The sequence below is a fragment of the Streptomyces sp. BK239 genome (assembly GCF_004217285.1).
GTDB lineage: Bacteria > Actinomycetota > Actinomycetes > Streptomycetales > Streptomycetaceae > Streptomyces.
The window spans coordinates 12706-37718 of record NZ_SHKS01000011.1; the positions used below are offsets into that span (position 1 = coordinate 12706).

Annotated in this window: 24 protein-coding genes; 16 read left to right on the plus strand and 8 right to left on the minus strand. The window is 70.8% G+C overall.

The genetic code is table 11. The annotated features are described in order from the left end of the window. The first annotated feature begins 259 nt into the window (after positions 1–259). The 5 genes from argC to EV567_RS26290 are packed head-to-tail and all read left to right on the plus strand — an operon-like array spanning position 260 to position 5090. Complete coding sequence (argC, locus tag EV567_RS26270) at positions 260–1288, plus strand: N-acetyl-gamma-glutamyl-phosphate reductase (RefSeq protein WP_130444360.1); 1029 nt, start codon at positions 260–262, stop codon at positions 1286–1288. Continuing rightward, positions 1285–2436, plus strand: coding sequence for a bifunctional glutamate N-acetyltransferase/amino-acid acetyltransferase ArgJ (argJ, locus tag EV567_RS26275; RefSeq protein ID WP_130444362.1), 1152 nt, complete (start codon positions 1285–1287; stop codon positions 2434–2436). The genes argC and argJ overlap by 4 nt, the downstream gene beginning before the upstream one ends. Further along, positions 2433–3344, plus strand: a complete 912-nt coding sequence (gene argB / locus EV567_RS26280; RefSeq protein WP_130444364.1) for an acetylglutamate kinase — start codon at positions 2433–2435, stop codon at positions 3342–3344. The genes argJ and argB overlap by 4 nt, the downstream gene beginning before the upstream one ends. Further along, positions 3341–4537 carry an acetylornithine transaminase gene (locus EV567_RS26285; protein ID WP_130444366.1) on the plus strand — a complete coding sequence of 399 codons (1197 nt, stop codon included), beginning with the start codon at positions 3341–3343 and terminating at the stop codon, positions 4535–4537. Before argB ends, EV567_RS26285 begins: the two co-directional genes overlap by 4 nt. A gap of 7 nt (positions 4538–4544) precedes the next feature. Continuing rightward, positions 4545–5090 (plus strand): arginine repressor, encoded by a 546-nt coding sequence (locus EV567_RS26290; RefSeq protein WP_130444368.1) that lies wholly within the window; start codon positions 4545–4547, stop codon positions 5088–5090. Positions 5091–5512: 422 nt separating this feature from the next. Here EV567_RS26290 and EV567_RS26295 read toward each other — a convergent pair whose 3' ends face one another. The 5 genes from EV567_RS26295 to EV567_RS26315 form a co-directional block, all read right to left on the minus strand. Further along, on the minus strand, positions 5513–6250 hold the full coding sequence (locus EV567_RS26295; protein WP_130444660.1) for an FAD:protein FMN transferase: 738 nt from the start codon (positions 6248–6250) through the stop codon (positions 5513–5515). A 55-nt stretch (positions 6251–6305) separates the two neighbouring features. Then, a complete protein-coding gene (locus EV567_RS26300; protein WP_347400510.1) occupies positions 6306–7433 on the minus strand; it encodes an FMN-binding protein in 1128 nt (375 codons plus the stop codon). Positions 7434–7512: 79 nt separating this feature from the next. Continuing rightward, a complete protein-coding gene (locus EV567_RS26305; RefSeq protein WP_165430492.1) occupies positions 7513–8895 on the minus strand; it encodes a ferric reductase-like transmembrane domain-containing protein in 1383 nt (460 codons plus the stop codon). Positions 8896–8953: 58 nt separating this feature from the next. Then, positions 8954–9565 (minus strand): pyridoxamine 5'-phosphate oxidase family protein, encoded by a 612-nt coding sequence (locus EV567_RS26310; RefSeq protein ID WP_130444372.1) that lies wholly within the window; start codon positions 9563–9565, stop codon positions 8954–8956. Between the two features lie 104 nt (positions 9566–9669). Then, entirely contained in the window at positions 9670–10593 is a 924-nt protein-coding gene (locus tag EV567_RS26315) for a hypothetical protein (RefSeq protein WP_130444374.1), read from the minus strand. 209 nt (positions 10594–10802) lie between these two features. Between EV567_RS26315 and EV567_RS26320 the strand changes: the two genes are divergently transcribed. From EV567_RS26320 to EV567_RS26340, 5 genes are all read left to right on the plus strand, one after another. After that, positions 10803–11996 carry an argininosuccinate synthase gene (locus tag EV567_RS26320; RefSeq protein ID WP_130444376.1) on the plus strand — a complete coding sequence of 398 codons (1194 nt, stop codon included), beginning with the start codon at positions 10803–10805 and terminating at the stop codon, positions 11994–11996. Between the two features lie 106 nt (positions 11997–12102). After that, positions 12103–13530, plus strand: a complete 1428-nt coding sequence (gene argH, locus EV567_RS26325; protein ID WP_130444378.1) for an argininosuccinate lyase — start codon at positions 12103–12105, stop codon at positions 13528–13530. Positions 13531–13621: 91 nt separating this feature from the next. After that, positions 13622–14593, plus strand: coding sequence for an aldo/keto reductase (locus EV567_RS26330; RefSeq protein WP_130444380.1), 972 nt, complete (start codon positions 13622–13624; stop codon positions 14591–14593). 99 nt (positions 14594–14692) lie between these two features. After that, positions 14693–15244, plus strand: coding sequence for a TetR/AcrR family transcriptional regulator (locus tag EV567_RS26335; protein WP_207228858.1), 552 nt, complete (start codon positions 14693–14695; stop codon positions 15242–15244). Then, entirely contained in the window at positions 15241–16764 is a 1524-nt protein-coding gene (locus tag EV567_RS26340) for an MFS transporter (RefSeq protein ID WP_130444384.1), read from the plus strand. The genes EV567_RS26335 and EV567_RS26340 overlap by 4 nt, the downstream gene beginning before the upstream one ends. Positions 16765–17179: 415 nt before the next feature. Here EV567_RS26340 and EV567_RS26345 read toward each other — a convergent pair whose 3' ends face one another. After that, entirely contained in the window at positions 17180–17851 is a 672-nt protein-coding gene (locus EV567_RS26345; RefSeq protein WP_130444386.1) for a 1-acyl-sn-glycerol-3-phosphate acyltransferase, read from the minus strand. A gap of 340 nt (positions 17852–18191) precedes the next feature. On the opposite strand from EV567_RS26345, the gene EV567_RS26350 reads away from it, so the two are divergent. Both EV567_RS26350 and EV567_RS26355 read left to right on the plus strand, forming a co-directional pair. Beyond that, positions 18192–19418, plus strand: a complete 1227-nt coding sequence (locus EV567_RS26350; protein WP_130444388.1) for a glycerophosphodiester phosphodiesterase — start codon at positions 18192–18194, stop codon at positions 19416–19418. 188 nt (positions 19419–19606) lie between these two features. Next, entirely contained in the window at positions 19607–20104 is a 498-nt protein-coding gene (locus tag EV567_RS26355; RefSeq protein ID WP_130444390.1) for a GNAT family N-acetyltransferase, read from the plus strand. On the opposite strand, the gene EV567_RS26360 is transcribed toward EV567_RS26355, so the two are convergent. Both EV567_RS26360 and EV567_RS26365 read right to left on the minus strand, forming a co-directional pair. Beyond that, a complete protein-coding gene (locus EV567_RS26360; protein ID WP_130444392.1) occupies positions 20094–20510 on the minus strand; it encodes a hypothetical protein in 417 nt (138 codons plus the stop codon). The genes EV567_RS26355 and EV567_RS26360 overlap by 11 nt on opposite strands. A gap of 1 nt (position 20511) precedes the next feature. Further along, on the minus strand, positions 20512–20871 hold the full coding sequence (locus tag EV567_RS26365; RefSeq protein WP_130444394.1) for a hypothetical protein: 360 nt from the start codon (positions 20869–20871) through the stop codon (positions 20512–20514). A gap of 624 nt (positions 20872–21495) precedes the next feature. On the opposite strand from EV567_RS26365, the gene EV567_RS26370 reads away from it, so the two are divergent. The 4 genes from EV567_RS26370 (at position 21496) to EV567_RS26385 (ending at position 24967) form a co-directional block, all read left to right on the plus strand. After that, a complete protein-coding gene (locus EV567_RS26370) occupies positions 21496–22539 on the plus strand; it encodes a methionine ABC transporter ATP-binding protein (RefSeq protein ID WP_165430494.1) in 1044 nt (347 codons plus the stop codon). Positions 22540–22601: 62 nt separating this feature from the next. After that, a complete protein-coding gene (locus EV567_RS26375) occupies positions 22602–23282 on the plus strand; it encodes a methionine ABC transporter permease (protein WP_407071625.1) in 681 nt (226 codons plus the stop codon). A 72-nt stretch (positions 23283–23354) separates the two neighbouring features. Next, positions 23355–24179 (plus strand): MetQ/NlpA family ABC transporter substrate-binding protein, encoded by an 825-nt coding sequence (locus tag EV567_RS26380; RefSeq protein WP_130444400.1) that lies wholly within the window; start codon positions 23355–23357, stop codon positions 24177–24179. Between the two features lie 149 nt (positions 24180–24328). Continuing rightward, complete coding sequence (locus EV567_RS26385) at positions 24329–24967, plus strand: GNAT family N-acetyltransferase (RefSeq protein WP_165430495.1); 639 nt, start codon at positions 24329–24331, stop codon at positions 24965–24967. The last annotated feature ends 46 nt before the right edge of the window (positions 24968–25013 follow it).

Here is a 25013-nt window from a genome sequence, read left to right on the forward strand (position 1 = left end):
GTGAGGCCCGGATGCGTTCGAACGACGTCGTGCTCGGCTGTGCCGAACTTCACCAGAAGCTCGCCCTTGATCAGGTGGCCGGGCCGGACGTCGACCAGCACCGCGGTCCCCCGCAGCAGCACCAGGTAGTCCCGCCAAGTCAACGGCTCACTCGCCAAGTGAAGCGCTCAGCCGCAGGGCGGCGCGTATGCCCGTGCGAACAAGATTGCATAAACGTGCAGCGAAACGTATAGTCATGCCATTGCTGGAGGAGGATTCCATGACGGTACGTGCGGCAGTGGCCGGAGCGAGCGGATATGCGGGCGGTGAGGTCCTGCGTCTGCTCCTCGCGCACCCCGAGATCGAGATCGGCGCCCTGACCGGCAACTCCAACGCGGGACAGAAGCTGGGCGCGCTCCAGCCGCACCTGCTCCCGCTGGCCGACCGGGTCCTGGCGGAGACCACCGCCGAGAACCTCGGCGGCCACGACGTCGTCTTCCTCGCCCTTCCGCACGGCCAGTCCGCCGCCGTCGCGGAACAGCTCGGCCCGGACGTCCTCGTCGTCGACATGGGCGCCGACTTCCGGCTGAAGGACCCCGCCGACTGGGAGAGGTTCTACGGCTCCCCGCACGCCGGGACCTGGCCCTACGGCCTCCCCGAACTGCCGGGGGGCCGCGCCGCGCTGGAGGGGTCCAAGCGCATCGCGGTCCCCGGCTGCTACCCCACCGCAGTCTCCCTCGCCCTCTTCCCGGCGTACGCGGCCGGACTCGCCGAGGCCGAGGCCGTGATCGTCGCCGCCTCCGGCACCTCCGGCGCGGGCAAGACGCCCAAGCCGCACCTCCTGGGCAGCGAGGTCATGGGCTCCATGACGCCCTACGGCGTCGGCGGCGGCCACCGGCACACCCCGGAAATGATCCAGAACCTCAGCGCGGCGGCGGGAGAGCGGATCTCCGTCTCCTTCACCCCGACCCTCGCGCCGATGCCCCGCGGCATCCTCGCCACGTGCAGCGCGAAGGCCGTCGCCGGCGTCACCGGCGAGTCGCTGCGCGCCGCCTACGACAAGGCCTTCGCCGACGAACCCTTCGTACACCTGCTGCCCGAGGGGCAGTGGCCCGCGACGGCGTCCGTCCACGGTTCCAACGCCGTTCAGGTGCAGGTCGCGTACGACGAGGCCGCGGGACGCATCATCGTCGTCAGCGCCATCGACAACCTCACCAAGGGCACCGCGGGCGGTGCCGTCCAGAGCATGAACATCGCCCTCGGGTTCCCCGAGGACACGGGACTTTCCACGATCGGAGTCGCACCTTGAGCGTCACGGCAGCCAAGGGATTCACGGCGGCGGGCGTCGCCGCCGGGATCAAGGAGAACGGCAACCCGGACCTGGCCCTCGTGGTCAACACCGGGCCGCGCCGCGCCGCCGCGGGCGTCTTCACCTCCAACCGCGTCAAGGCCGCGCCGGTGCTGTGGTCCGAGCAGGTCCTCAAGAGCGGCGAGTTGACCGCCGTCGTCCTCAACTCCGGCGGCGCCAACGCCTGCACGGGACCGAAGGGCTTCCAGGACACGCACGCGACCGCCGAGAAGACCGCGGACGTGCTCGGCGTCGGCGCCGGCGAGGTGGCGGTGTGCTCCACCGGCCTCATCGGCGTCCTGCTCCCGATGGACAAGCTGCTGCCGGGAGTCGAGACCGCGGCCCGGGCGCTGAGCGAACACGGCGGCGAGAAGGCCGCCATCGCCATCAAGACCACCGACACCGTCCACAAGACGTCCGTCGTCAGCCGCGACGGCTGGACCGTCGGCGGCATGGCCAAGGGCGCGGGCATGCTCGCCCCCGGCCTCGCCACCATGCTCGTCGTCCTCACCACCGACGCCGACCTCGACAGCGCGACCCTGGACAAGGCGCTCCGCGCGGCCACGAAGGTCACCTTCGACCGCGTCGACTCCGACGGCTGCATGTCCACCAACGACACCGTGCTGCTGCTCGCCTCCGGCGCCGCCGAAGTGACCCCCGGCTACGAGGAGTTCGCGGAGGCCGTCCGCGCCGTCTGCGACGACCTCGGCCAGCAGCTCATCCGCGACGCCGAGGGCGCCAGCAAGGACATCAAGGTCGAGGTGGTCAACGCCGCGACCGAGGAAGACGCCGTCGAGGTGGGCCGCTCCATCGCCCGCAACAACCTCCTCAAGTGCGCCATCCACGGCGAGGACCCCAACTGGGGCCGCGTCCTGTCCGCGATCGGCACGACGTCCGCCGCCTTCGAGCCGGACCGGCTCAACGTCGCCATCAACGGCGTCTGGGTGTGCAGGAACGGCGGCGTCGGCGAGGACCGCGAGAACGTCGACATGCGCTACCGCGAGGTGCACATCGTCGCCGACCTCGCCGCCGGCACGGAGACCGCCACCATCTGGACCAACGACCTCACCGCCGACTACGTCCACGAGAACAGCGCCTATTCGTCATGAGCCATCCCACGCGGAAGCACACCGCCCTCCCCAAGGCCCAGATCCTCATCGAGGCGCTGCCGTGGCTGGTCCGCCACAACGGCAAGACGGTCGTCATCAAGTTCGGCGGCAACGCCATGGTCGACGAGGAACTGAAGGCCGCCTTCGCCCAGGACGTCGTCTTCCTGCACCACGCCGGCCTCAGGCCCGTCGTCGTGCACGGCGGCGGACCCCAGATCAGCGCCGCCCTCGACCAGCACGGCATCGTCAGCGAGTTCAAGGCCGGCCTGCGCGTCACCACCGAGGACGCCATGGACGTCGTACGGATGGTGCTCGCCGGGCAGGTGCAGCGCGAGCTGGTCGGGCTGCTCAACGAGCACGGGCCGCTCGCCGTCGGCCTCACGGGCGAGGACGCCCACACCATCACCGCCACCAAGCACCGGCCCGAGATCGACGGCGAGTTGGTCGACATCGGGCGGGTGGGCGAGATCACCTCGATCGACACGGGCGCGATCGAGGCCCTGCTCGCCGACGGCCGCATCCCGGTCGTCTCGTCGATCGCCCGCTCCGAGGACGACGGGCATGTCTACAACGTCAATGCTGATACGGCGGCTGCGGCACTCGCTGCGGCACTGGGGGCCGAGACCCTCATGGTCCTCACGGACGTCGAGGGCCTCTACGAGGACTGGCCGAACTCCGACGAGGTGATCAGCCGCCTCACCGCCTCCCAACTGGAGAAGCTGCTGCCGGACCTGTCCGCCGGCATGGTCCCCAAGATGGAGGGCTGTCTGCACGCCGTACGCGGCGGCGTCACCACCGCCCGGGTCATCGACGGACGGGTCCAGCACTCGATCCTGCTGGAGATCTTCACGGACGAAGGCATCGGCACGATGGTCGTGCCCGACGGACAAGAGGGGGAGCCGGCATGAGCAACCAGGAACTGGCCGCGCGGTGGCAGGGCGCGCTCATGAACAACTACGGCGCCCCGAGGATCCCGCTCGTCCGCGGCGAGGGCTCCCGGCTGTGGGACGCCGACGGCAAGGAGTACCTCGACTTCGTCGGCGGCATCGCCGTCAACGCCCTCGGCCACGCCCACCCGGCGGTCGTCGAGGCCGTCAGTACGCAGATCGCGTCACTCGGGCACGTCTCCAACCTCTTCATCGCCGAGCCGCCCGTCGCGCTCGCCGAGCGGCTCCTGCGGCACTTCGGCCGCGACGGCAAGGTCTTCTTCTGCAACTCCGGGGCCGAGGCCAACGAGGGCGCCTTCAAGATCGGCCGGCTGACCGGGCGCACCCACATGGTCGCCACCGAAGGCGGCTTCCACGGCCGCACCATGGGCGCCCTCGCGCTCACCGGCCAGCCGTCGAAGCAGGAGCCGTTCCTTCCGCTGCCCGCAGACGTCACCCACGTCCCGTACGGCGACGCGCAGGCGCTGGCGGCGGCCGTCACCGAGGAGACGGCCCTCGTCATCATCGAGCCGATCCAGGGCGAGAACGGGGTCGTCGTCCCGCCCGCCGGGTATCTCAAGGCGGCCCGCGCGATCACCGCCGCCACCGGCTCCCTGCTCGTCCTGGACGAGGTGCAGACCGGCGTCGGCCGCACCGGGAACTGGTTCGAGTACCAGGCCCACGAGGGCGTCCTGCCGGACGTCGTGACGCTGGCCAAGGGGCTCGGCGGCGGGCTGCCGCTCGGCGCGACCGTCGCCTTCGGGCGCGCCGCCGAACTGCTCCGGCCCGGCCAGCACGGCACCACCTTCGGCGGCAACCCCGTCGCCTGCGCCGCCGGGATCGCCGTCCTCGACACCATCGAGAACGAGGGGATCCTGGAGAACGTCAAGCGGCAGGGCGAACGACTGCGGGACGGAATCGACGCACTCGGCCACCCGTTGATCGATTATGTCCGGGGAGCGGGCCTGCTCCTGGGTATCGTGCTCACCGAGCCACTCGCGCCCCAGGTGCAGCAGGCGGCTCAGGAGGCCGGAATCCTCGTGAACGCGGTCGCCCCCGACGTCGTCCGGCTGATGCCGCCGCTGAACCTCGGCGACGACGCGGTGGACGCCTTCCTCGGGGCACTTCCCGGCATCCTCCAGGCAGTGGGCGGGGACGGACGATCCGGGGAATGAGACGACGATGAGCCAGGCGCAGGACCACGAGCAGCCGGGGGCGAACGGGCCTGCCGTACCGCAGACCCGCACCGCCCGTCACCGCCGGATCGTGGACATCCTCAACCGGCAACCGGTTCGCTCCCAGAGCCAGTTGGCGAAGCTCCTCGCCGACGACGGGCTGAGCGTCACCCAGGCGACGCTCTCCCGGGACCTCGACGAGCTGAACGCGGTGAAGATCCGCAACACCGACGGCGACCTCATCTACGCCGTGCCCAGCGAGGGAGGCTTCCGCACGCCGCGGGCTCCGCTCGGGGGGTCGGCGAAGGAGGAGCGGATGCGGCGGCTCTCGCAGGAGCTGCTGATCTCCGCGGAGGCGTCCGCGAATCTCGTGGTCCTGCGCACCCCGCCCGGCGCGGCCCAGTTCCTGGCCTCGGCGATCGACCAGGCGGAACTGCACGACATCCTCGGCACGATCGCCGGCGACGACACGCTGCTGCTGATCAGCCGCGACCCTACGGGAGGGCAGGCCTTGGCCGACCACCTCCTGAGGCTGGCCCAGAACGGCCAGTGAGGCGCGGCTCGCCGGCTGCGGGCGGTTGTGTGGTGCGGTGCGGGTGTGTGGGGGGCTGGTCGCGCAGTTCCCCGCGCCCCTGGGGCGGGGCCGGCCGGCGGTGCTGGCACATCCGCCCTGGCTGCGGGCGGTGGTGTGGTGCGGGTGTGTGGGGGCTGGTCGCGCAGTTCCCCGCGCCCCTGAGGTGGGGCCGGCCGGCGGTGCTGGCACACGCCGCCCCAGTTGCGGGCGGTTGTGCCGCTGGAGCGATGGGGGAGGGCGGGCGCAGCGGCACCCCGCAGCGCGGGGGAGTAGCACCCCGGCCCGAGCGACAACTCCGCCCGGCTGGACACCCTGCCCGGTTGGACACCCCCGCCCGGCTGGACACCCCGTCCGGCTGGGCGACCCCCGCCCGGCTGGGCAACGCCGTCCGGGTGGGGCCCTCAGCCAAGCCGTGAGGCCAAGCCCCCTGTGCATCGGACCTCGTCGCCCGCGGTGATCAGCAGCGCCTCCACGTCCGGCAGTGACTCCAGCCACGCCAGCCCCTCCCGCGACCCCATCGCGAACGCCGCCGTCGCCCAGCAGTCCGCCCACGTCAGCCGCGGCGCGACCACCGTCACGGCGACGAGATCCGTCACCGCGGACCGCCCCGTACGCGGGTCGACGATGTGCGCCCCCCGCTCCGCCGTGCCGGACGTGGCAACCGCCAGCTCGTCCGCTCCCGCCGCCGAGACCACCGCCGCCAGCCCGCCGGGCCGCAACGGATCGGACACGCCCACCCGCCACGGCCGCTCCGGCCCGGGCATGCCCAGCAACTGGACGTCCCCGCCGCCGTTCACGCTCACCCCGGAAACCCCGGCCCCGGCGATCAGCCGGGCCGCCCGCTCGGCGGCCCACCCCTTCACGATCCCCGTCGGGTCGAGCCGACCCTCGTAGCGCATGCTGAACCAGCCGTCGCTCACCCGCTCCGCCTCGGCGCCCAGCTCCAGCACCTCGGCGACCTCGGGATCGCACTCCTCGACGCTCAGCTCCCCGCGCGTCATCCGGGAGACCTGGCTGTCCTCGCGGTAGGTGCTGAACACCTCGTTCACCCGGTGCAGCCCGGCGACGGCCTCGTCCAGCGCCGCCCGCACCGCTGCGGGGTCCCCGCCGCGGACGTCGAAGGAGAAGACGGTCCCCATGACCTCCTCCGCGTGACGCACCACGGCGGGAGCCTGTCCCGACTCGGTCACCGGCTCAGCCGCCGGCCTGGTCGAGGGCGGACTGCAGGGACTTCTTGTAGCCGCCGCTGGTGTAGGTGGCGCCGGACACGGCGTCGATGTCGCCGTCGCCGGACGCGACCGCCGCCTGGTTGAGCTTGGGCACCGCCTCGCCGTTGATCTGGTCGCTCATCCCGCCCTTGGGCTGCTGGACGGCCTCGGCCTTGGTGATCTTGCCGCCCGCGACGGTGACCCGGACCTGCACGGGACCGTACTGCGTCTGCACCACGGAGCCCGTGAAGGTGCCGGACGCCTGAGCGCTGCCGGCCCCCTGCGAACCCGAGCCCGAAGCGGACCCCGAACCCTGAGACGAACCCGAACCCTGGGACGAATCCGAACCCTGCGACCCCGACCCCTGCTGGCTCGCGCTCGCGTTCGCCTTGTCGATCGCCGACTGGAGGGACTTCTTGTAGCCGGTGCTCGTGTACGTCGCCCCGGACACCATGTCCACGTTGGGGCTCTGCGCGGCGACGACGGCCTGGCCCAGCTTCGGGACCGCGTCAGCGGTGATCTGGTCGCTCCGCCCGCCCTTGGGCGCCTGCACGGCCTCCGACTTGGTGATCTTGTTGTTCTGGACGGTGATACGGACCTGCACCACCCCGTACTGCGTCTCCTCCGCGTCACCGGTGAAGGTGCCCGAGACCTGCGCCGCCGCGCCGGCGCCCGACCCCTGCGCGGACCCCGCGCTCGCCTTCATCTTGTCGATCGCGGACTGCAGCGACTTCTTGTAGCCCTCGCTGGTGAAGGTCGCCCCGGACACCGCGTCGATCTGCGCGCTCTGCGCGGCGACGACGGCCTGGTTGAGCTTGGGCACCGCGTTGCCGTTGATCTGGTCGCTCTGCCCGCCCTTGGGCTGCTGCACGGCCTCCGCGACGGTGATCTTCCCGCCCGCGACGGTCAGCCGGACCTGCACCGGCCCGTACTGCGTCTGCTGCACGTCACCGGTGAACGAGCCGGTGCCGGCGGCCTGCGCGCCGCCCTGGACCGACGACTGCGGGGGCACCGCGCTCGCCGCGGCGCCCGCCGGGTCGGAGTCCGGCTTCAGCGACAGCAGCAGAACGATCCCGGACACGGTGGCGGCGCTGGCGAGCACAATGCGCCGCATGGGGTGGCTTTTCTTCATCGCTCCTGGTTCCCGATTCCCGATTCCCGTAGTTTCCCGTGGATCCGTGGATTGGCGTCGCTCACATCTCGAACGACTCGTGGTGGATGCGGCGGGCGGGGACCCCGGCGCCGCGCAGTGCCTCGTACACGCCCTGGGCGAAGCCGTTCGGCCCGCACATGAAGACGTCGTGCTCCTCGATGTCCGGCAGCTTGCGCTGGAGGGACTCGGCCGAGATGTCGGGGCGCTCCCCGTCCGGGCTGTTCACCGCGTACATCAGCCGCGCCCCGCGCTCGTCGGCGATCTTCGACAGCTCGTCCCACAGGGCCAGGTCCTGCGTGCTGTTGGCGCGGTAGAGCAGCGTGATGTCACCGGCGCCACCGGGCAGCGTCTCGAACAGCGCCCGCATCGGCGTGATGCCGACGCCGCCGGCCACCAGCAGCACCTTGCCGCGGCTGCGGCGGGACGCCGTCATGGCGCCGTAGGGGCCCTCGGCCCACACCTTGGTGCCGGGCGTCAGCTCGCGCAGCGCCTCGCTGTGGTCGCCGATCGCCTTGACCGTGATGCGCAGCAGGTCCGGGCGGGGCGGGGCCGACAGGGAGTACGGGTGGGAGCTGAAGCGCATCCCCGGCGCCATGAACCGCCAGCGGAAGAACTGTCCGGCCTCCGCGCCCATCCGGTGCAGCTTGTTGCCGCCGATCAGCACCGACACGATGCCGGGCGTCTCCTCGATGACCGCCTCGACGTACATGCGGTGGCGCAGGTTCAGCCGGAGCGGGGTGAGGATCCGGTACCAGACGACGAGCGCGGTGACCGAGCCGTACAGCGCGTACCAGACGGTCTTCGCGGTCGGCTCGACGGCGAACTCGTTGCCGGTGGTGATCTGGTGCCAGAACGTCAGGAACACGGCGGCGTACGTCAGCAGATGGATGTGGTACCAGGTGTCGTACGGCATCTTGCGGCGCACGGGGCCGATCGAGACGACCCCGATCACCAGCAGCAGGCCCGTGCCGATGGCGGCCTTGCCCATGTCGGGCAGCTGGTTCACCGAGTCGACCGTCTGCTGCACGATGTCGCCGAGCGACTTGCCCGCCTGGAGCGCGTACCCCCACATGATGAGGAAGACGTGCGCGAAGGTGAGGCAGAGCGTGTAGCGGCCGCTCATCGCGTGCCAGCGGGCGACCCGGTCCGAGCCGACCCGCCGCTCCAGAGCCGGCACGCGTGCCATCTGGAGCACGACGAGCGCCATGAGGTACCCCGCCAGCAGGCCGGTGATCCGGCCCGCCTGGAGGATCTTTCCGTTGGTGTCCGCGATGGACGGGGTGTTGTTCCACCACAGCCACAGCACACCCGCGGCGCCCGCCCATACGGCGATCAACAGCGGGACGGCCGGGGAGCGGCGCGGACGGATGCGGCGCATCGTCTGGCGGCGGGCGGCACGGCCGCCGGCGATCGTCGTGGTCACGGTTCCTCCGTGGGTACTGACCCTTGGCCCACAGATACGGACCGCGAGCACGCTGTGTTCATCCGCCCGTCCACGACGGTGGTGACGGGGGCGACGGAGGCAACGGGAGGGGGAGTCCGGGGAGGTCGTCCAGGCTCGTGGCGATGTGCGGCTTCTTCTCGAAGTACGCGCTGAGCGAGGCGTCGTCCTCGCGGGCGAACCGTCTGCCGTGGAGGTCGCGGTCCTCTTCGTACGTCATGTACGGCACCGCGTATCCGCAGCTGTCGCGGACGACCTCGGCGTGCACGACGACGATCGCGCGCAGGCCGTGCCGGGTGGCGTCGATGTCCGGGAAACGGGCGAGGAGTTCGCCGAAGCGGGCGTCGTCGCGGAAGACCGGCTCGCCGCGGCCGTGCACGCGCACGATGTTCGGCGGCCCCTGGAACGCGCACCACATCAGGGTGATCCGGCCGTTCTCCCGCAGATGCGCGACCGTCTCCGCGGTGGAGCCCGCGAAGTCGAGGTAGGCCACGGTGAGTTCGTCGAGCACGGCGAACGAGCCCTTGAGGCCCTTGGGGGAGAGGTTGACCGTGCCGTCGGCGGACAGGGGGGCGGTCGCGGTGAAGAAGAGGGGCTGCTCCTCGATGAACGTACGCAGCCTGCCGTCTATGCGCTCATAGGTCTTTCCCATGACCCATGACTGTCCGGCAACGCCACGCGCGAAGCCGGGAGTTCACATGGCGGAAGCCGCCCCTGGCCGACGTCTCGGCGGGGGGCGGCTTCCGTCAGGTCAGGTCACTTGTTGAGCGTGCAGGCCGCGAGGGCTTCCAGGCCCTGGGGCTTGGCGGCGGTGCGGCCGATCGCGGTGGCGATGCGGTTGACCGTCGAGACGCGCTTGTCCTTGAGCGGGCCGAGGATGGCGTTGTTGACGAAGTTGGGGCCGCCCTGGCCGACGGTGTCGACGAGGCGCTTGTTGGCCTCGGCGATCTGGGTGTTGAGCAGTGCCAGGTTGCGGTCGACCTCGGCCTTGGCGGTGGCGGGGATCGCGGGCAGCTGCGAGGCCACGTCCGGGCAGGAGATCGTGCCGGCGGCACCGGCGTTGCCCGCGTTGCCGTTGTTCCCGGCGTTGCCGTTCCCGTTGTTGCCGGCGTTCCCGTTGCCGTTGTTCCCCGCGTTGCCGTTGCCGTTGTTGCCCGCGTTGCCCGCGTTGCCCTTGTTCCCCATGTTGCCCTGGTTCCCGGCGTTGCCCGCCGCGCCGCCGGCGTTCACGCCGCCCCCGTTCAGCGCGCAGGGCGCGAGGGCTTCCAGTCCCTGGGGCTTGGCGGCGGTGCGGCCGATCGCGGTGGCGATGCGGTTGACCGTCGAGACGCGCTTGTCCTTGAGCGGGCCGAGGATGGCGTTGTTGACGAAGTTGGGGCCGCCCTGGCCGACGGTGTCGACGAGGCGCTTGTTGGCCTCGGCGATCTGGGTGTTCAGCAGTGCCAGGTTGCGGTCGACCTCGGCCTTGGCGGTGGCGGGGATCGCGGGCAGCTGCGAGGCCACGTCCGGGCAGGAGATCGTGCCGACGGAGGCGAGCGTGTTGGCGTTCGCGGTGCTGTTCTTGGAGGACTCCCCGGCGAGGGCGGAGTTCACGACCACGGCGCCGGTCAGCGCCAGCGCGGCGGCGCCGCCGATGACCGCAACGCGACGCTTGTTGTACTTCGGAAGTGCCCTGGACATGCGGATGCCTCACTTGGGTTCACGAGGGTCAGGAGTGGTGGTGCAACGCGGCGCCGGCGTTCGGTCGGAAGTACGGGTAAGCGGTTGCCGATGTTCAAAGCGGCTTCAAGAAATTCTCAGAAGCCTGTCCGGCAGCGGATCGGATTGACGAACCATGCAGACTCCTGCATACTCATGCATGTCAGCGAATGCAGTGTGAGGAGAAACCCGTGACCGAGCGCGTCGTACTCGCCTACTCAGGCGGTCTGGACACCTCCGTCGCCATCGGCTGGATCGCCGAGGAGACGGGCGCCGAGGTCATCGCCGTTGCGGTCGACGTCGGCCAGGGTGGCGAGGACCTGGACGTCATCCGCAAGCGCGCCCTCGCCTGCGGCGCCGTCGAGGCCGAAGTCGCCGACGCCCGCGACGAGTTCGCCGACGAGTACTGCCTCCCGGCGATCAAGGCCAACGCCCTCTACATGGACCGCTACCCGCTGGTCTCCGCGCTCTCCCGGCCGACGATCGTCAAGCACCTCGTCGCCGCCGCGCACAAGCACGGCGCCACCACCGTCGCCCACGGCTGCACCGGCAAGGGCAACGACCAGGTCCGCTTCGAGGCCGGCATCGTCGCCCTCGCCCCCGACCTCAAGTGCATCGCCCCGGTCCGTGACTACGCCATGACCCGGGACAAGGCCATCGCCTTCTGCGAGGCGAAGAACCTCCCGATCGCGACCACCAAGAAGTCCCCGTACTCCATCGACCAGAACGTCTTCGGCCGCGCCGTCGAAACCGGTTTCCTTGAGGACATCTGGAACGCCCCGATCGAGGACATCTACGAGTACACGCAGAACCCGGCCACCCCGCGCGAGGCCGACGAGGTGGTCATCTCCTTCAAGGAGGGCGTCCCGGTCGCCATCGACGGCAAGCCCGTCACCGTCCTGCAGGCCGTCCAGCAGCTCAACGAGCGCGCCGGCGCCCAGGGCATCGGCCGGATCGACATGGTCGAGGACCGCCTCGTCGGCATCAAGTCCCGCGAGGTGTACGAGGCTCCCGGCGCGATCGCCCTGATCACCGCTCACCAGGAGCTGGAGAACGTCACCGTCGAGCGTGAACTCGCCCGCTACAAGCGGCAGGTGGAGCAGCGCTGGGGCGAACTGGTCTACGACGGCCAGTGGTTCTCCCCGCTCAAGCGCGCCCTGGAAGGCTTCATCAACGAGGCCAACCAGCACGTCTCCGGCGACATCCGGATGACCCTGCACGGCGGCCGCGCGGTCGTCACCGGCCGGCGCTCCGAGTCGTCCCTGTACGACTTCAACCTCGCCACCTACGACACCGGCGACACCTTCGACCAGGCCGCGGCCAAGGGCTTCATCGACATCTACAGCCTGTCCTCGAAGATCGCCGCCAAGCGGGACCTCGCGTAACCCTTCCGCCTGCCTCGCACGCACTAGCCTGACGACCGCCTCCTCACTCACGTCGTGGGGAGGCGGCGGCACATCCGGAACCGGAACCTCCCAAGGAGCACAGCAAGTGAGCAGCAACAGCGGTGACGTACGGCTGTGGGGCGGCCGTTTCGCCGACGGTCCCGCCGAGGCCCTGGCCAAGCTGTCCGCGTCCGTCCACTTCGACTGGCGGCTCGCGCCCTACGACATCGCCGGCTCCCGCGCCCACGCGCGCGTGCTCCACAAGGCGGGCCTGCTCACCGACGACGAGCTGACCGGCATGCTCGCGGGCCTGGACCGGCTGGAGGCGGACGTGGCGTCCGGCGACTTCGTCGGCACCATCGCCGACGAGGACGTCCACACCGCCCTCGAACGCGGCCTCCTGGAGCGCCTCGGCCCCGACCTCGGCGGCAAGCTGCGCGCCGGCCGCTCCCGCAACGACCAGGTCGCCACCCTCTTCCGCATGTACCTGCGCGACCACGCCCGCATCGTCGGCGGCCTGATCGCCGAGCTCCAGGACGCGCTGATCGGCCTCGCGGAGGCCCACCCGGACGTGGCGATGCCCGGCCGCACCCACCTCCAGCACGCCCAGCCGGTGCTCTTCGCCCACCATGTCCTCGCCCATGTGCAGTCCCTGTCCCGGGACGCCGAGCGGCTGCGCCAGTGGGACACGCGCACGGCCGTCTCGCCGTACGGCTCCGGCGCGCTCGCCGGCTCCTCCCTGGGGCTCGACCCCGAGGCGGTCGCCCAGGACCTCGGCTTCGAACACGGCAGTGCCGGCAACTCCATCGACGGCACGGCGTCCCGTGACTTCGTCGCCGAGTTCGCCTTCATCACCGCGATGATCGGCGTGAACCTCTCCCGGATCGCCGAGGAGATCATCATCTGGAACACGAAGGAGTTCTCCTTCGTGACCCTGCACGACGCGTTCTCCACGGGCTCGTCGATCATGCCGCAGAAGAAGAACCCGGACATCGCGGAGCTGGCGCGCGGCAAGAGCGGCCGTCTGATCGGCAACCTCACCGGTCTGCTGGCCACGCTCAAGGCGCTGCCCCTCGCCTACAACCGCGACCTCCAGGAGGACAAGGAGCCCGTCTTCGACTCCTGCGACCAGCTGGAGGTCCTGCTGCCCGCCTTCACCGGCATGATCGCCACCCTCACCGTGCACCGCGAGCGCATGGAGGAACTGGCCCCGGCCGGCTTCTCGCTCGCCACCGACATCGCCGAGTGGCTGGTCAAGCAGGGCGTGCCGTTCCGCGTCGCGCACGAGGTCGCCGGTGAATGCGTGAAGGTCGCCGAGGCCGAGGGCAAGGAACTGGACGAGCTGACGGACGCCCAGTTCGCCGAGATCTCCCCCCATCTCACCCCCGAGGTCCGCACGGTCCTCAACGTCCCCGGCGCCCTGGCCTCCCGCAACGGCCGGGGCGGCACGGCCCCGAGCGCGGTGGCGGTCCAGCTGGCCGAGGTCAAGGCGGACGTGGCCGCCCAGCACGCCTGGGCCACGGCGAAGAAGTAGCGCTCGCGGCAGCGCGGCGACCGAGCTGCGAAGCGGAGGTCGTCGCGGGTTACGTTGGTCACGAGCCGAAAGCCGACCCACGGAGCCCGCGATGCCCTTCGCCCGCCTGGCCGCAGCGACAACCCCCACCTGCCACATCGGCTTCGGCCTGGCCGCAGTCGGCCGCCCCGGCTACATCACCCTCGACCGAGACCAGGACCTCGGTGACAACCGCAGCGTGGAAGCCCTCCGCGCCCGCACCCACGAACTCCTCGACGCGGCCTACGCCCAGGGCGTCCGCTACTTCGACGCGGCCCGCTCCTACGGCCGCAGCGAGGAGTTCCTCGCGGACTGGCTGAAGCGGAACCCCGGGCTGGACGACGTGGTCGTGGGCAGCAAATGGGGCTACACCTACACTGCGGACTGGACCACCGACGCCGAGAAGCACGAGGTCAAGGACCACGGCCTCGCGACCTACGAGCGTCAGCGCGCCGAGACCGCCGAACTGCTCGGCGACCGCCTCGACCTGTACCAGATCCACTCGGTGACCCCGGACAGCCCGGCCCTCGCCGACAAGGAACTCCACGCGCGGCTCGCCGAGGCCGCCGCGCAGGGCGTGACCATCGGCTTCTCCACCAGCGGCCCCGCCCAGGCGGACGCGATCCGTGCCGCCCTCGCCGTGACCGTCGACGGCGAGCCCCTCTTCCGTACCGTCCAGTCGACGTACAACGCCCTGGAGACCTCGGCCGGCCCGGCGCTCGCCGAGGCGCACGCCGCCGGGCTCACGGTGATCGTCAAGGAGGGCATGGCGAACGGCCGCCTCGCCGATCCGCACGCGCCGGACGCGCTCAAGGCGGTGGCGGAGGAGACCTCCCTCGGCTGCGACGCGGTCGCCCTCGCGCTGGTCCTGCGGCAGCCCTGGGCCGGCGTCGTCCTCTCCGGCGCCGCGACCACCGCCCAGCTCGCCTCCAATCTGCACGCCGCCGCCGTCGACCTCGACGAGGACCAGCTCACCCGCCTGGCAGCCCTCACGGAGGAGCCCCACACGTACTGGGAGCACCGCGGCGGGCTGCCCTGGCACTGAGCGGCCGCGCGGTAGACCGAACCATCCAGCACACCCTGCTATTGATACCTGCGAGCCCCGCATGAGACATCAGTGTCTCACTTGGGTTATATTCGTCTCATGGCTGTCGACCGTGACCACGTGCTGCGCAGTGCCGCCGCGCTGCTGACCCGCAAGTCCACCGCGACCATGGACGAGGTCGCCAAGGCCGCCGGGATCAGCCGGGCCACCCTGCACCGGCACTTCGCCGGGCGGGACGCGCTCGTACGGGCGCTGGAGGCGCTGGGCATCGCCGAGTGCGAGGCCGCCCTCGACGCGGCCCGCCTCGACGACGGGCCGGCGGGCGACGCCGTACGGAGACTCGTGCGCGAACTCGAACCCGCCGCCGGCCTGCTCGCCTTCCTCTACAGCGAGAACCAGCTCTACGAGGGCGAGGAGCAGAACGAGGGGTGGGCCAGGATCGACGCCCGCATCTCGGCGCTCTTCCGGCGCGGGCAGCACGAGGGCGAGTTCCGCATCGACCTCACCCCGGCATGGCTCACCGAGGCCCTGTTCGGGCTGCTCGCCTCGGGCGCCTGGGTCGTGCTCTGCGGCAAGGTCGCCCCCAAGGACTTCCACCACATGATCGTCGAGCTGCTGCTCGGCGGCGCGCTACGGAGAGAGGAACCATGACCAGCACCCTGCAGCCGGTGATCACGCCCGAGGCGGTGAAGCGCCCGGGCCGTTGGCTCGCGCTGTCCGTCCTCGTGCTCGCCGTGCTGCTGGTGGCCGTCGACGCGACCGTCCTCGGTCTCGCGACCCCTTACATCAGCGAGGACCTCGCGCCCTCGGGCACCCAGCTCCTGTGGATCGGCGACGTCTACTCCTTCGTCATCGCCGGCCTGCTGGTCTCCATGGGCAGCCTCGGCGACCGCGTCGGCCGCAAGCGGATCCTGCTCGGCGGCGCCACCGCCTTCGGCGCGATATCCGTCCTGAACGCCTACGCCACGACGCCCGAGGCGATGATCGCTGCCCGTGCCCTGCTCGGCGTCGCGGGCGCGACCCTGATGCCGGCCACGCTCGCCCTGATCCGCAACATCTTCCACGACCCGCGCGAGCGCAGCCTCGCCATCGGCATCTGGGGCGCGACGGCCTCCGCGGGCACCGCGGTCGGCCCGATCACCGGCGGCTTCCTGCTCGAACACTTCTGGTGGGGCTCGGTCTTCCTGATCAACCTGCCCGTCATGGCGATCCTCGTCCTGGTCGGCGTCAGGACCCTGCCGGAGTCCCGCAACCCGAACCCGGGCCCCTGGGACCTGCCCAGTGTCGCGCTGTCCCTCGTCGGCATGATCGGCATCGTCTACGCCGTCAAGGAGGCCGCCTCCCACGGCCCTGCCTGGCCCACGCTCGCCGTCGGCCTGCTGGGCGCGGCCGCGCTGTACGGCTTCGTACGCCGTCAACTCACGCTGCCGGCCCCGCTGCTGGACATGCGCCTGTTCGGCAGCCGCGGCTTCAGCGGCGCGGTCCTGGCCGACCTGCTGACCGTCCTGGGCATGTCCGGCCTGGTCTTCTTCCTCTCCCAGTTTCTGCAACTCGTCCAGGGCAGGCGGCCGTTGGAAGCGGGACTGGCCGAACTGCCCGCCGCCGTGGGCGCGGTGGCGGCCGGCCTGCTCGCGGGACGCGCGGCCCGCCGCTTCTCCGTCCGGGCGGTGGTCTCCGGCGGCCTCGCGGCGATCGGCCTCGCCCTGGCAGCCCTGACCGTCGTCGACCGGTCCACCGGCTACCCCCTGCTGGGAGCGGCGCTCCTCGTGGTCGGCGTCGGCGCCGGTCTCTCCTTCACCGTCACCTCCGACGTGATCCTCTCCTCCGTACCCAAGGAACAGGCGGGAGCGGCGTCGGCTGTCTCGGAGACGGCGTACGAACTGGGCGCGGCCCTGGGCATCGCGGTCCTCGGCTCGATCGTGACCGGCGTCTACCGGGACTTCCCCGCCCCGCCGGGCACACCCGAGGGCGCCCACGAATCCCTGGGCGGCGCGACGCAAGCAGCGAGCACGATGCCGACGGCACAGGCGGAAACAATGCTGAACTCAGCGAGGGACGCGTTCGTCAACGGCCTGAGCGTCGCCTCCGGCGTGGGCGCGGCGGTCCTTCTGACCACAGCGGCGACGGCATGGCTACTGCTGAAGGGACAACGCCTCGGAAACACCGGGTGAGCGCCGTAACCCAAGGGGCGCGGGGCTGTGTCGACGTGCGGCTCCGCCGCGCAGGCGCAGCCGCCGGCGCCTTGGAATCGCCGGGCGAGCGCCGTAACCCAAGGGGCGCGGGGAACTGCGCGACCAGCCACGACGCACCCGCACATACGACCGCTCGCCAGCCGGCGACGATGTACGGCCGCGCCGCTTGGGCGCGATCAGCGTGTGAGGCGCCGGCGCCTTGGAATCGCCGGGCGGGCGACGCAATCCAAGGGGCGCGGGGCTGTATCGATGTGCGGCTCCGCCGCGCGGGCGCGACCAGCCACGACGCACCCGCGCGTACAAGGGCTCCACGGCAGCGACGGTCTGCGGCGAGACCGACGAGCCGCACCACTCACCGCACGCCCACAAGGCACCCCGCACAACCGCCGGAGGCCTACGCCGCTTTGGCCTTGGTTGCGTACATGTCCACATACTCCTGCCCCGACAGCCGCATCACCTCGGCCATCACGGAGTCCGTCACCGCCCGCAGCACATAGCGGTCCCGGTCCATCCCCTCGTAGCGGGAGAACTCCAGGGCCTCGCCGAAGCGGACGGTGACCCGGCTGGGGCGGGGCATCCCCGAGCCGCCCGGCTGGATCTTGTCGGTGCCGATCATCGCGAACGGCACCACCGGCGCGCCGGTCATCAGGGTGAGCCGGGCGATGCCCGTACGCCCCCGGTACAGCCGGCCGTCGGGCGAGCGCGTGCCCTCGGGGTAGATGCCGAAGACCCGGCCCTCCTCAAGGATCCGCCGCCCGGTCATGAGCGCCGCGACCCCGCCCTTGCCGCCGTCGCGGTCCACGGGGATCATGCCGACGCCGGTGAAGAACCAGGCCATCAGCCGGCCCTTGAAGCCCTTGCCGGTGACGTACTCGTCCTTGCCGATGAAGAAGACCTGCCGGTCGCACACCAGCGGGAGGATCATCGAGTCGATGAAGGTGAGGTGATTCCCGGCCAGGATCACCGGACCCTCCCCCGGGATGTGCTCCACGCCTTCCACCCGGGGGCGGAACATCAGGCGCATGATCGGTCCGAGCACTGCCTTGATGAGCGCGAAGCGGGACAACGAACCCTCCGATGTCAAGGGGAACGGTATGTGTATGTGCAGGTGAGGACGATACTCGCGGCTGCCCCGGTCCTGCACACCGGGTTCACCGACGCCTTACGCACTGTTGACGCAGGTTTACCTCCACCGGCCCAACAGTCGCGGCCCGTCACCGGCCCGTCACACGGACGGTACCGCCCGGCTACCCGGGTCCGTGACACCGAATCCGACGCAACGTCATGTTCCGTCTAATACGCGCCATCAGGCGTCACCCACCCGTTCGCACCAGGGTCTCCCACCGGTCACGTCCGCGCCCCTACGATCGGCGCGCACCGGACGATCCGACGGCAGGAGGACCCACATGGGCGGGCACGAGTCGCAGCGGGCGCAGGACGAGCGTGAGCCGGAGCGGCGGTCGGGCGGCACCGCGCGGCGTGCGTTCCTCGGCGCAGCGGCCGCCTTGGGGGCCGGTGGGGCGACCCTCGGACTGAGCGGCACGGCGGGAGCCGCCGGCGCCCGGCACAGCGGCACAGGCAAGGGCGGCGACGGCAACCGCGGCAAGGGGCTCAAGAGCCTCCCCGTGCCCACGATCATCGGTCACCGCGGCGCCAGCGGCTACCGCCCCGAGCACACCTTCGGCTCGTACGAACTCGCCCTCGACCTCGGCGCCGACATCGTCGAGGCCGGCGACCTCGTCCCCACCAAGGACGGTCACCTCGTCTGCCGTCACGAGCCGGAGATCGGCGGCACGACCGACGTCGCCGACCATCCCGAGTTCGCCGCCCGCAGGACGACCAAGACCCTCGACGGCGTCCCCACCACCGGCTGGTTCACCGAGGACTTCACCCTCGCCGAACTGAAGACCCTGCGGGCCGTCGAGCGCGTCCCTGCCAACCGCCCGCACAACACCCTGTACAACGGGCGCTGGCAGATCCCCACCTTCGAGGAAGTCCTGAAGTGGCAGGACCGGCAGACCCGTGAGCGCGGCAAGCAGGTCTGGATCTACCCCGAGATCAAGCACCCCACCTACTTCCGGGCCCTCGGCCTGGGCATGGAGGAGCGGGTCGCCGCGCTGCTGCGCCGGCACGGGAAGGACGGCAGGAACGCCCCGGTCGTCATCCAGTCTTTCGAGCCGACCAGCATCCAGCGCCTGAACAAGCTGGTCGACAACCCCCTGGTGGTGCTTCTCTCCGGCGCTTCCACCCGGCCCTGGGACTTCGTCGCGACCGGCGACCCGCGCACCGTCGCCGACCTGGTCACCCGCAAGGGACTCCGCGAGATCGCCGGCTACGCCCAGGGCATCGGGCCCACCCTCGACCTCGTCATCCCCAAGGACGCGGCCGGCCGCCTCACCGACCCCACCACCCTGGTGCGGGACGCCCACGCCGTCGGCCTGATCCTGCACCCGTACACCATGCGCAACGAGAACCCCTTCCTGCCCGCGGACTTCCGCAAGGGCGCCGACCCGGACGGCTACGGAGACGTCTTCGGCGCCTACCGGACCTACTTCGCGACCGGTATCGACGGCGTGTTCACCGACCAGCCCGACACCGGCCTGCTGGCCCGCGAGGACCACGTCGGCCGCTGAGGCCCCCAGTCCTCACGTACCGGAGGATCGCGGGGGAGTTGGGTATCTCACAGGGAGGTCTCGGACCGTAACGTTCTGGATGTCCGTGATGTCTTCGACGTCTCCTGACGCCGGTGGTTGCGGCTCGCTAAGTGCGGGGATAGGAGTGAAGGACCACAGGCGATCAGGTGAGCGGGAGGCGTGCGCACATGGGCATGAGCGTGACCATCTCGGTGGCGACCGAGCAGGATGCCGAGCAGATCTTCAGGCTGCAGTACCTGTGCTTCCAGGGGGAGGCGGCGCTGTACGGCAACTACCGCATCGCCCCGCTCGTCCAGTCCCTGGACTCGGTGCGCGAGGAACTGGCCGCCGACTGCGTCTTCGTGGCCCGGCTCGGCGACGAGGTCGTCGGCTCGGTCCACGGCTCCATCACGGAGGACGGAGCCGCCGCCATCGGCAAGCTCTGCGTCCACCCCCGCCTCCAGGGTCACGGCATCGGCGCGCGGCTGCTGCGCGCCGCCGAAGCCGCCCTCGCCGAGGAGCGCGGCGCCAAGAGGTTCCGCCTCCACACCGGCCACCGCAGCGAGGGCAGCCTCCGCCTCTACCGCCGGGTCGGCTACGAGACCGTGGGCACCTCCCAGGGCACGGACGGCGTCCCGATGATCGTCCTGGAGAAGGCGGCGGGGGCGTACGCGGCTACGGCGTGACCGTGCGGGACCGGCGCAGCCAGTACAGCGCGGTCAGCGGCAGCAGGACGGGGATGAACACATAGCCCATCCCGTAGTCCGACCACACGGTCGCGTCCGGGAAGGCGGACGGCTCGATCAGCGTCCAGGTGCCGACGGTCAGCACGCCCGCGAGTTCGGCGGCGCAGCACACCTGTGCCGCCCTGCGCGCCGTCTCGCCTCCCCGCACCAGCGAGTACGTGATGAACCCGTACACCACGCCCGCCACCGCCGACAGCGTGTAGGCGAGCGGCGCCCGGTCGAACTCCGTGGCGATCTGGTACGCCGAGCGCGACACCGCCCCGACCACCATCACGCCGTAGAACCACACCAGCACCAGGCCCGGCCCGCCGATCAGGCGGCGCGGCCTCTCCTGCGCGGCGGTCATGTCAGCCTCCCCAGATGTCGTAGAGCCGCACCTCGAGGACGGCGAGGACGACCGCCGCGGCCGCGACCGTCACCGATCCCCACCGTGTCCGCTCGGCCAGCGACATGAACCCCGCCGCCGGCAGGCACGCCAGCGCCCCCAGCAGATACGCCACGAAGATCGTCGTGCCCTGAGCCGGCTCCTCGCCCCGTGCCAGCTGCACGATCCCGATCACCAGCTGGGCCAGGGCCAGCACCGAGACCACGGCCATCCCGATGAAGTGCCAGTCCTTGGTGGGCTGGTCGCGGTAGGCCGCCCAGCCGCACCACGCGGCGAGCAGCAGCGCGGCGACACCGGTCGCCAGCGTCAGGGCATCAAGCATGCAGTGACCCTATTACGCCCTTGACGGGCCCCTCGCGTCCGGTCCCGCGAGGCCCCGCGGAGTCCCTGGAAGAGCCACGGCGGGGGCCTTCGCCGAGGGTGCGCGGGCCGGATCGACCCGTGGCCTTGGTCACCACGGTCCGCGCCGTCGACTCCGGCCCCTGAGAGGCGCTCACAGTCGGACCGGACCGTTCGCGCTGGTCAACGGCGGGGGAGCGGAGCGGGCGCGAAGACCCCGGGGCGCGCCCGAGGGCTGTCCACGGCTGTCCACCATGCGGACAGTCGAGGCCTGTCAGGACCGTACGTCTGGTTTACTGATCGCATGACCACGACGAGCGACCGCACCCCTGCGACCGAGGCGACCATGACGCCCGGTGCTCGTTGTATGTGTCGAATGTGCGCCTTCTAGAGGGCCCCCGCACCACCCTGAGCTCGCGCCCCGAAGCGAGACGCGGTGGCACGTGCGTACGCAGTGAGCCGATGAGCCGTACGTGACGCACAGCCGCCCCGCGCACATGTTCTCCCCGATCCAGCGTCACAGCGAGAACCGTGTCGCGTCCTTGAACGAACGCATCCGTGCCCGGGCACACCCACGCCCGCGCACTCGACAGTGACGGAAACCCACGTGATCACCACCACGGGCCTCACCAAGGTCTACCGCGCACGCGGCCGGGAGGTCACCGCCCTCGACGGCGTCGACCTGCACGTCCGCGAAGGCGAGGTGTACGGCGTCATCGGCCAGTCCGGCGCCGGCAAGTCCTCGCTGATCCGCTGCATCAACCTCCTGGAACGCCCTACCTCCGGCACGGTCACCGTGGCCGGCCAGGACCTCACCGCCCTCGCCGGGCGCGGCCCGCGCGCGGGCCGTGAGCTGCGCCGCGCCCGCAGTCGTATCGGCATGGTCTTCCAGCACTTCAACCTGCTGTCCTCGCGGACCGTGCAGGACAACGTCGAGCTGCCGCTGGAGATCCTCGGCACCACCGGGAAGGAACGTTCCCGCAAGGCGCTGGAGCTGCTCGACCTCGTCGGCCTCGCCGACAAGGCGAAGGCCTACCCCGCCCAGCTCTCCGGCGGCCAGAAGCAGCGCGTCGGCATCGCCCGCGCCCTCGCCGGCGACCCGAAGGTGCTGCTCTCCGACGAGGCCACCAGCGCCCTCGACCCGGAGACCACCCGCTCCATCCTCCAGCTGCTGCGCGACCTCAACCGCCAGCTGGGCCTGACCGTCCTGCTCATCACCCACGAGATGGACGTCGTCAAGTCGATCTGCGACTCCGCCGCGCTCATGGAACAGGGCCGCGTCGTCGAGTCCGGCACGGTCAGCGAACTGCTCGCCACCCCCGGCTCCGAACTCGCCGCCGCGCTCTTCCCGGTGAGCGGCGAGGCCGACGGCGACGGCCGCACCGTCGTCGACGTCACCTTCCACGGCGAGGCCGCCACCCAGCCGGTCATCTCCCAGCTCTCGCGCACCTACAACATCGACATCTCGATCCTCGGCGCGGCCGTCGACACCGTCGGCGGCCTCCAGGTCGGCCGGATGCGCATCGAACTGCCCGGCCGCTACGAGGACAACGTCGTGCCGATCGGCTTCCTGCGCGAACAGGGCCTGCAGATAGACGTGCTGGGCGCTTCCGCCGAGGAGCCCCTGCTGGTGAAGGGCGGTGCCAAGTGACCTGGGCGGAACTCTCCGAGCGGTGGCCCCTCTTGGAGCAGGCGTGTGGTGACACCCTCTACATGGTGGGCTGGTCCACCCTCATCGCGGTCGTCGGCGGCCTCCCGCTCGGCGTCCTGCTGGTCCTGACCGACCGCGGCGGGCTGCTCCAGAACGTCGTCGCCAACAAGGCGATCGGGCAGGTCGTGAACGTCGCCCGCTCGATGCCGTTCATCATCCTCATGGTCGCGCTGATGGGCTTCACCCGGTCCATCACCGGGACGACCATCGGCCGCGAGGCCGCCATCGTGCCCCTCGCCGTCGGCGCCATCCCGTTCTTCGCCCGGCTCGTCGAGACGGCTGTCCGCGAAGTGGACGGCGGACTCGTCGAGGCCGTGCAGTCCATGGGCGGCAACACCTGGACCATCGTGCGCAAGGTGCTCGTGCCCGAGTCCCTGCCCTCGCTGATCGCCGGCACCACCACCACGATCGTCGCCCTCATCGGCTACTCCGCGATGGCCGGCACCGTCGGCGCCGGCGGCCTCGGCGACATCGCCATCCGCTACGGCTACCAGCGCTTCGAGACCGACCTGATGTGGATCACCGTCGGGATCCTCGCCGTCGTCATCTCGCTCATCCAGTTCGCCGGCGACCTTGCGGCCCGCTCACTGCACCGGCGCGGCGGCCGCTCCGGCCCCGCCCCGAAGCTCCGCCTGCTGAAGGCCGAGGAGCCGGCCACGGCCGACGTCGGCAAGGTCGCCTGAACAACCCACCCCCCTATGACTCCCCGTACCACCCACCACGGGGTCGCACCACCCTCAGGAAAGGCACTTTTCGTGCGTAACACCGCCAAGTTCACCACCGCCGCCCTCGTCACCGGAGCCCTCACCCTCGGGCTCTCCGCCTGCGGCTCCGGCAACGCCGCCAACGACACCAGCGGCCCGCTGATCGTCGCCGCGAGCCCGGTCCCGCACGGCGAGATCCTCACCTACGTCAAGGACCACCTCGCGAAGAAGGCGGGCCTCGACCTGGAGGTCAAGGAGTTCAGCGACTACACCACGCAGAACCCCGCGACCGCCGACGGCTCGGTGGACGCCAACTACTTCCAGAACAAGCCGTACCTCGACGACTTCAACAAGAAGAACGGCACCGACATCGTGCCCGTCGTCACGGTCCACCTGGAGCCGCTCGGCCTCTACTCCGACAAGGCCAAGAGCCTCGGCGACCTCAAGAGCGGCGCCACCGTGGCCGTCCCCAACGACACCGTCAACGAGGCCCGGGCGCTGAAGCTGCTCGCCGCCAACGGCCTGATCACCCTCAAGGACGGCGCCGACAACTCGGCCACCCCCGCCGACATCGCCAAAAACCCCAAGAACCTCAAGTTCAAGGAGCTGGAGGCGGCCCAGACCCCGCGCTCCCTGAACGACGTGGACGCCGCCGTCGTCAACGGCAACTACGCCCTCTCCGCCGGCCTCAAGCCCGCCCAGCAGGCCCTCGCCCTGGAGAAGGCCGAGAACAACCCGTACGGCAACTTCCTCGCCGTGAAGAAGGGCAACGAGGACGACCCGCGCGTCCAGAAGCTCGCGAAGCTCCTCACCTCCCCCGAGGTCAAGAAGTTCATCGCGGACAAGTACGCCGGCTCCGTCGTCGCCTCCTTCTGACGCGCACACGTCTTCGGGGTCCGCACCGTTCGTCCGGTGCGGACCCCGTGGTGCGACAGGGTGCTTTCATGCTGCATGCTGGGCAGTTCAGCGGGTCTGACGGTCAGGCAGGTCGGACCCCGACGGTCTCGAAGGTTACGGAGCGACCCATGACGAGCACCTTCCCCTCCATCTCCATCAGCACGGAGCGGTTGGTGCTGCGCCCCCTCGACGAGGACGACGTCCCGTCCATGGCCGCGATGATGAACGACGAGCAGATAGTGGCCTGGACCGACGTCCCCCAGCCCTTCACCGAGACCGCGGCCCGCACCTGGATCACCCGGTACGCCCCCGCCGAGCGCACCGCCGGCCGCGGCCTCGACCTCGCCGTCACCGAGTTCCTCACCCAGCGGCTCGTCGGCATCATCCAGCTCACCAAGACCAACTGGCACGTGCGAGCCACCGAACTGTCGTACATCGTCGCCCCCTGGGCCCGCGGCGAGGGCTACGCCTCCGAGGCTTCGCTCGCCACCGCCCAATGGCTCTTCACCGACCAGCGGTTCGAGCGCATCGAACTGCGCACGGCCGCCGACAACACCGCCTCCCAGCAGGTCGCGCAGAAGATCGGCTGTATCAGCGAGGGCGTCCTGCGCAACGCCTGCATAGCCCGGGCCCGCACCGAGGAGGGCTCCTGGACCGAGGTGCGCACCGACTTCATCGTGTGGAGCCTGCTGCCGGAGGACCTCGAAGGCTCGGGGGAGCAGTTCGCGGAGAGCGGCGGCTTCACCTCGTACACCGACTGGAACTGATCCCCGGCTCCCGGCCAGAACCGGTCCCCTGTCGCCGGCCGGAACC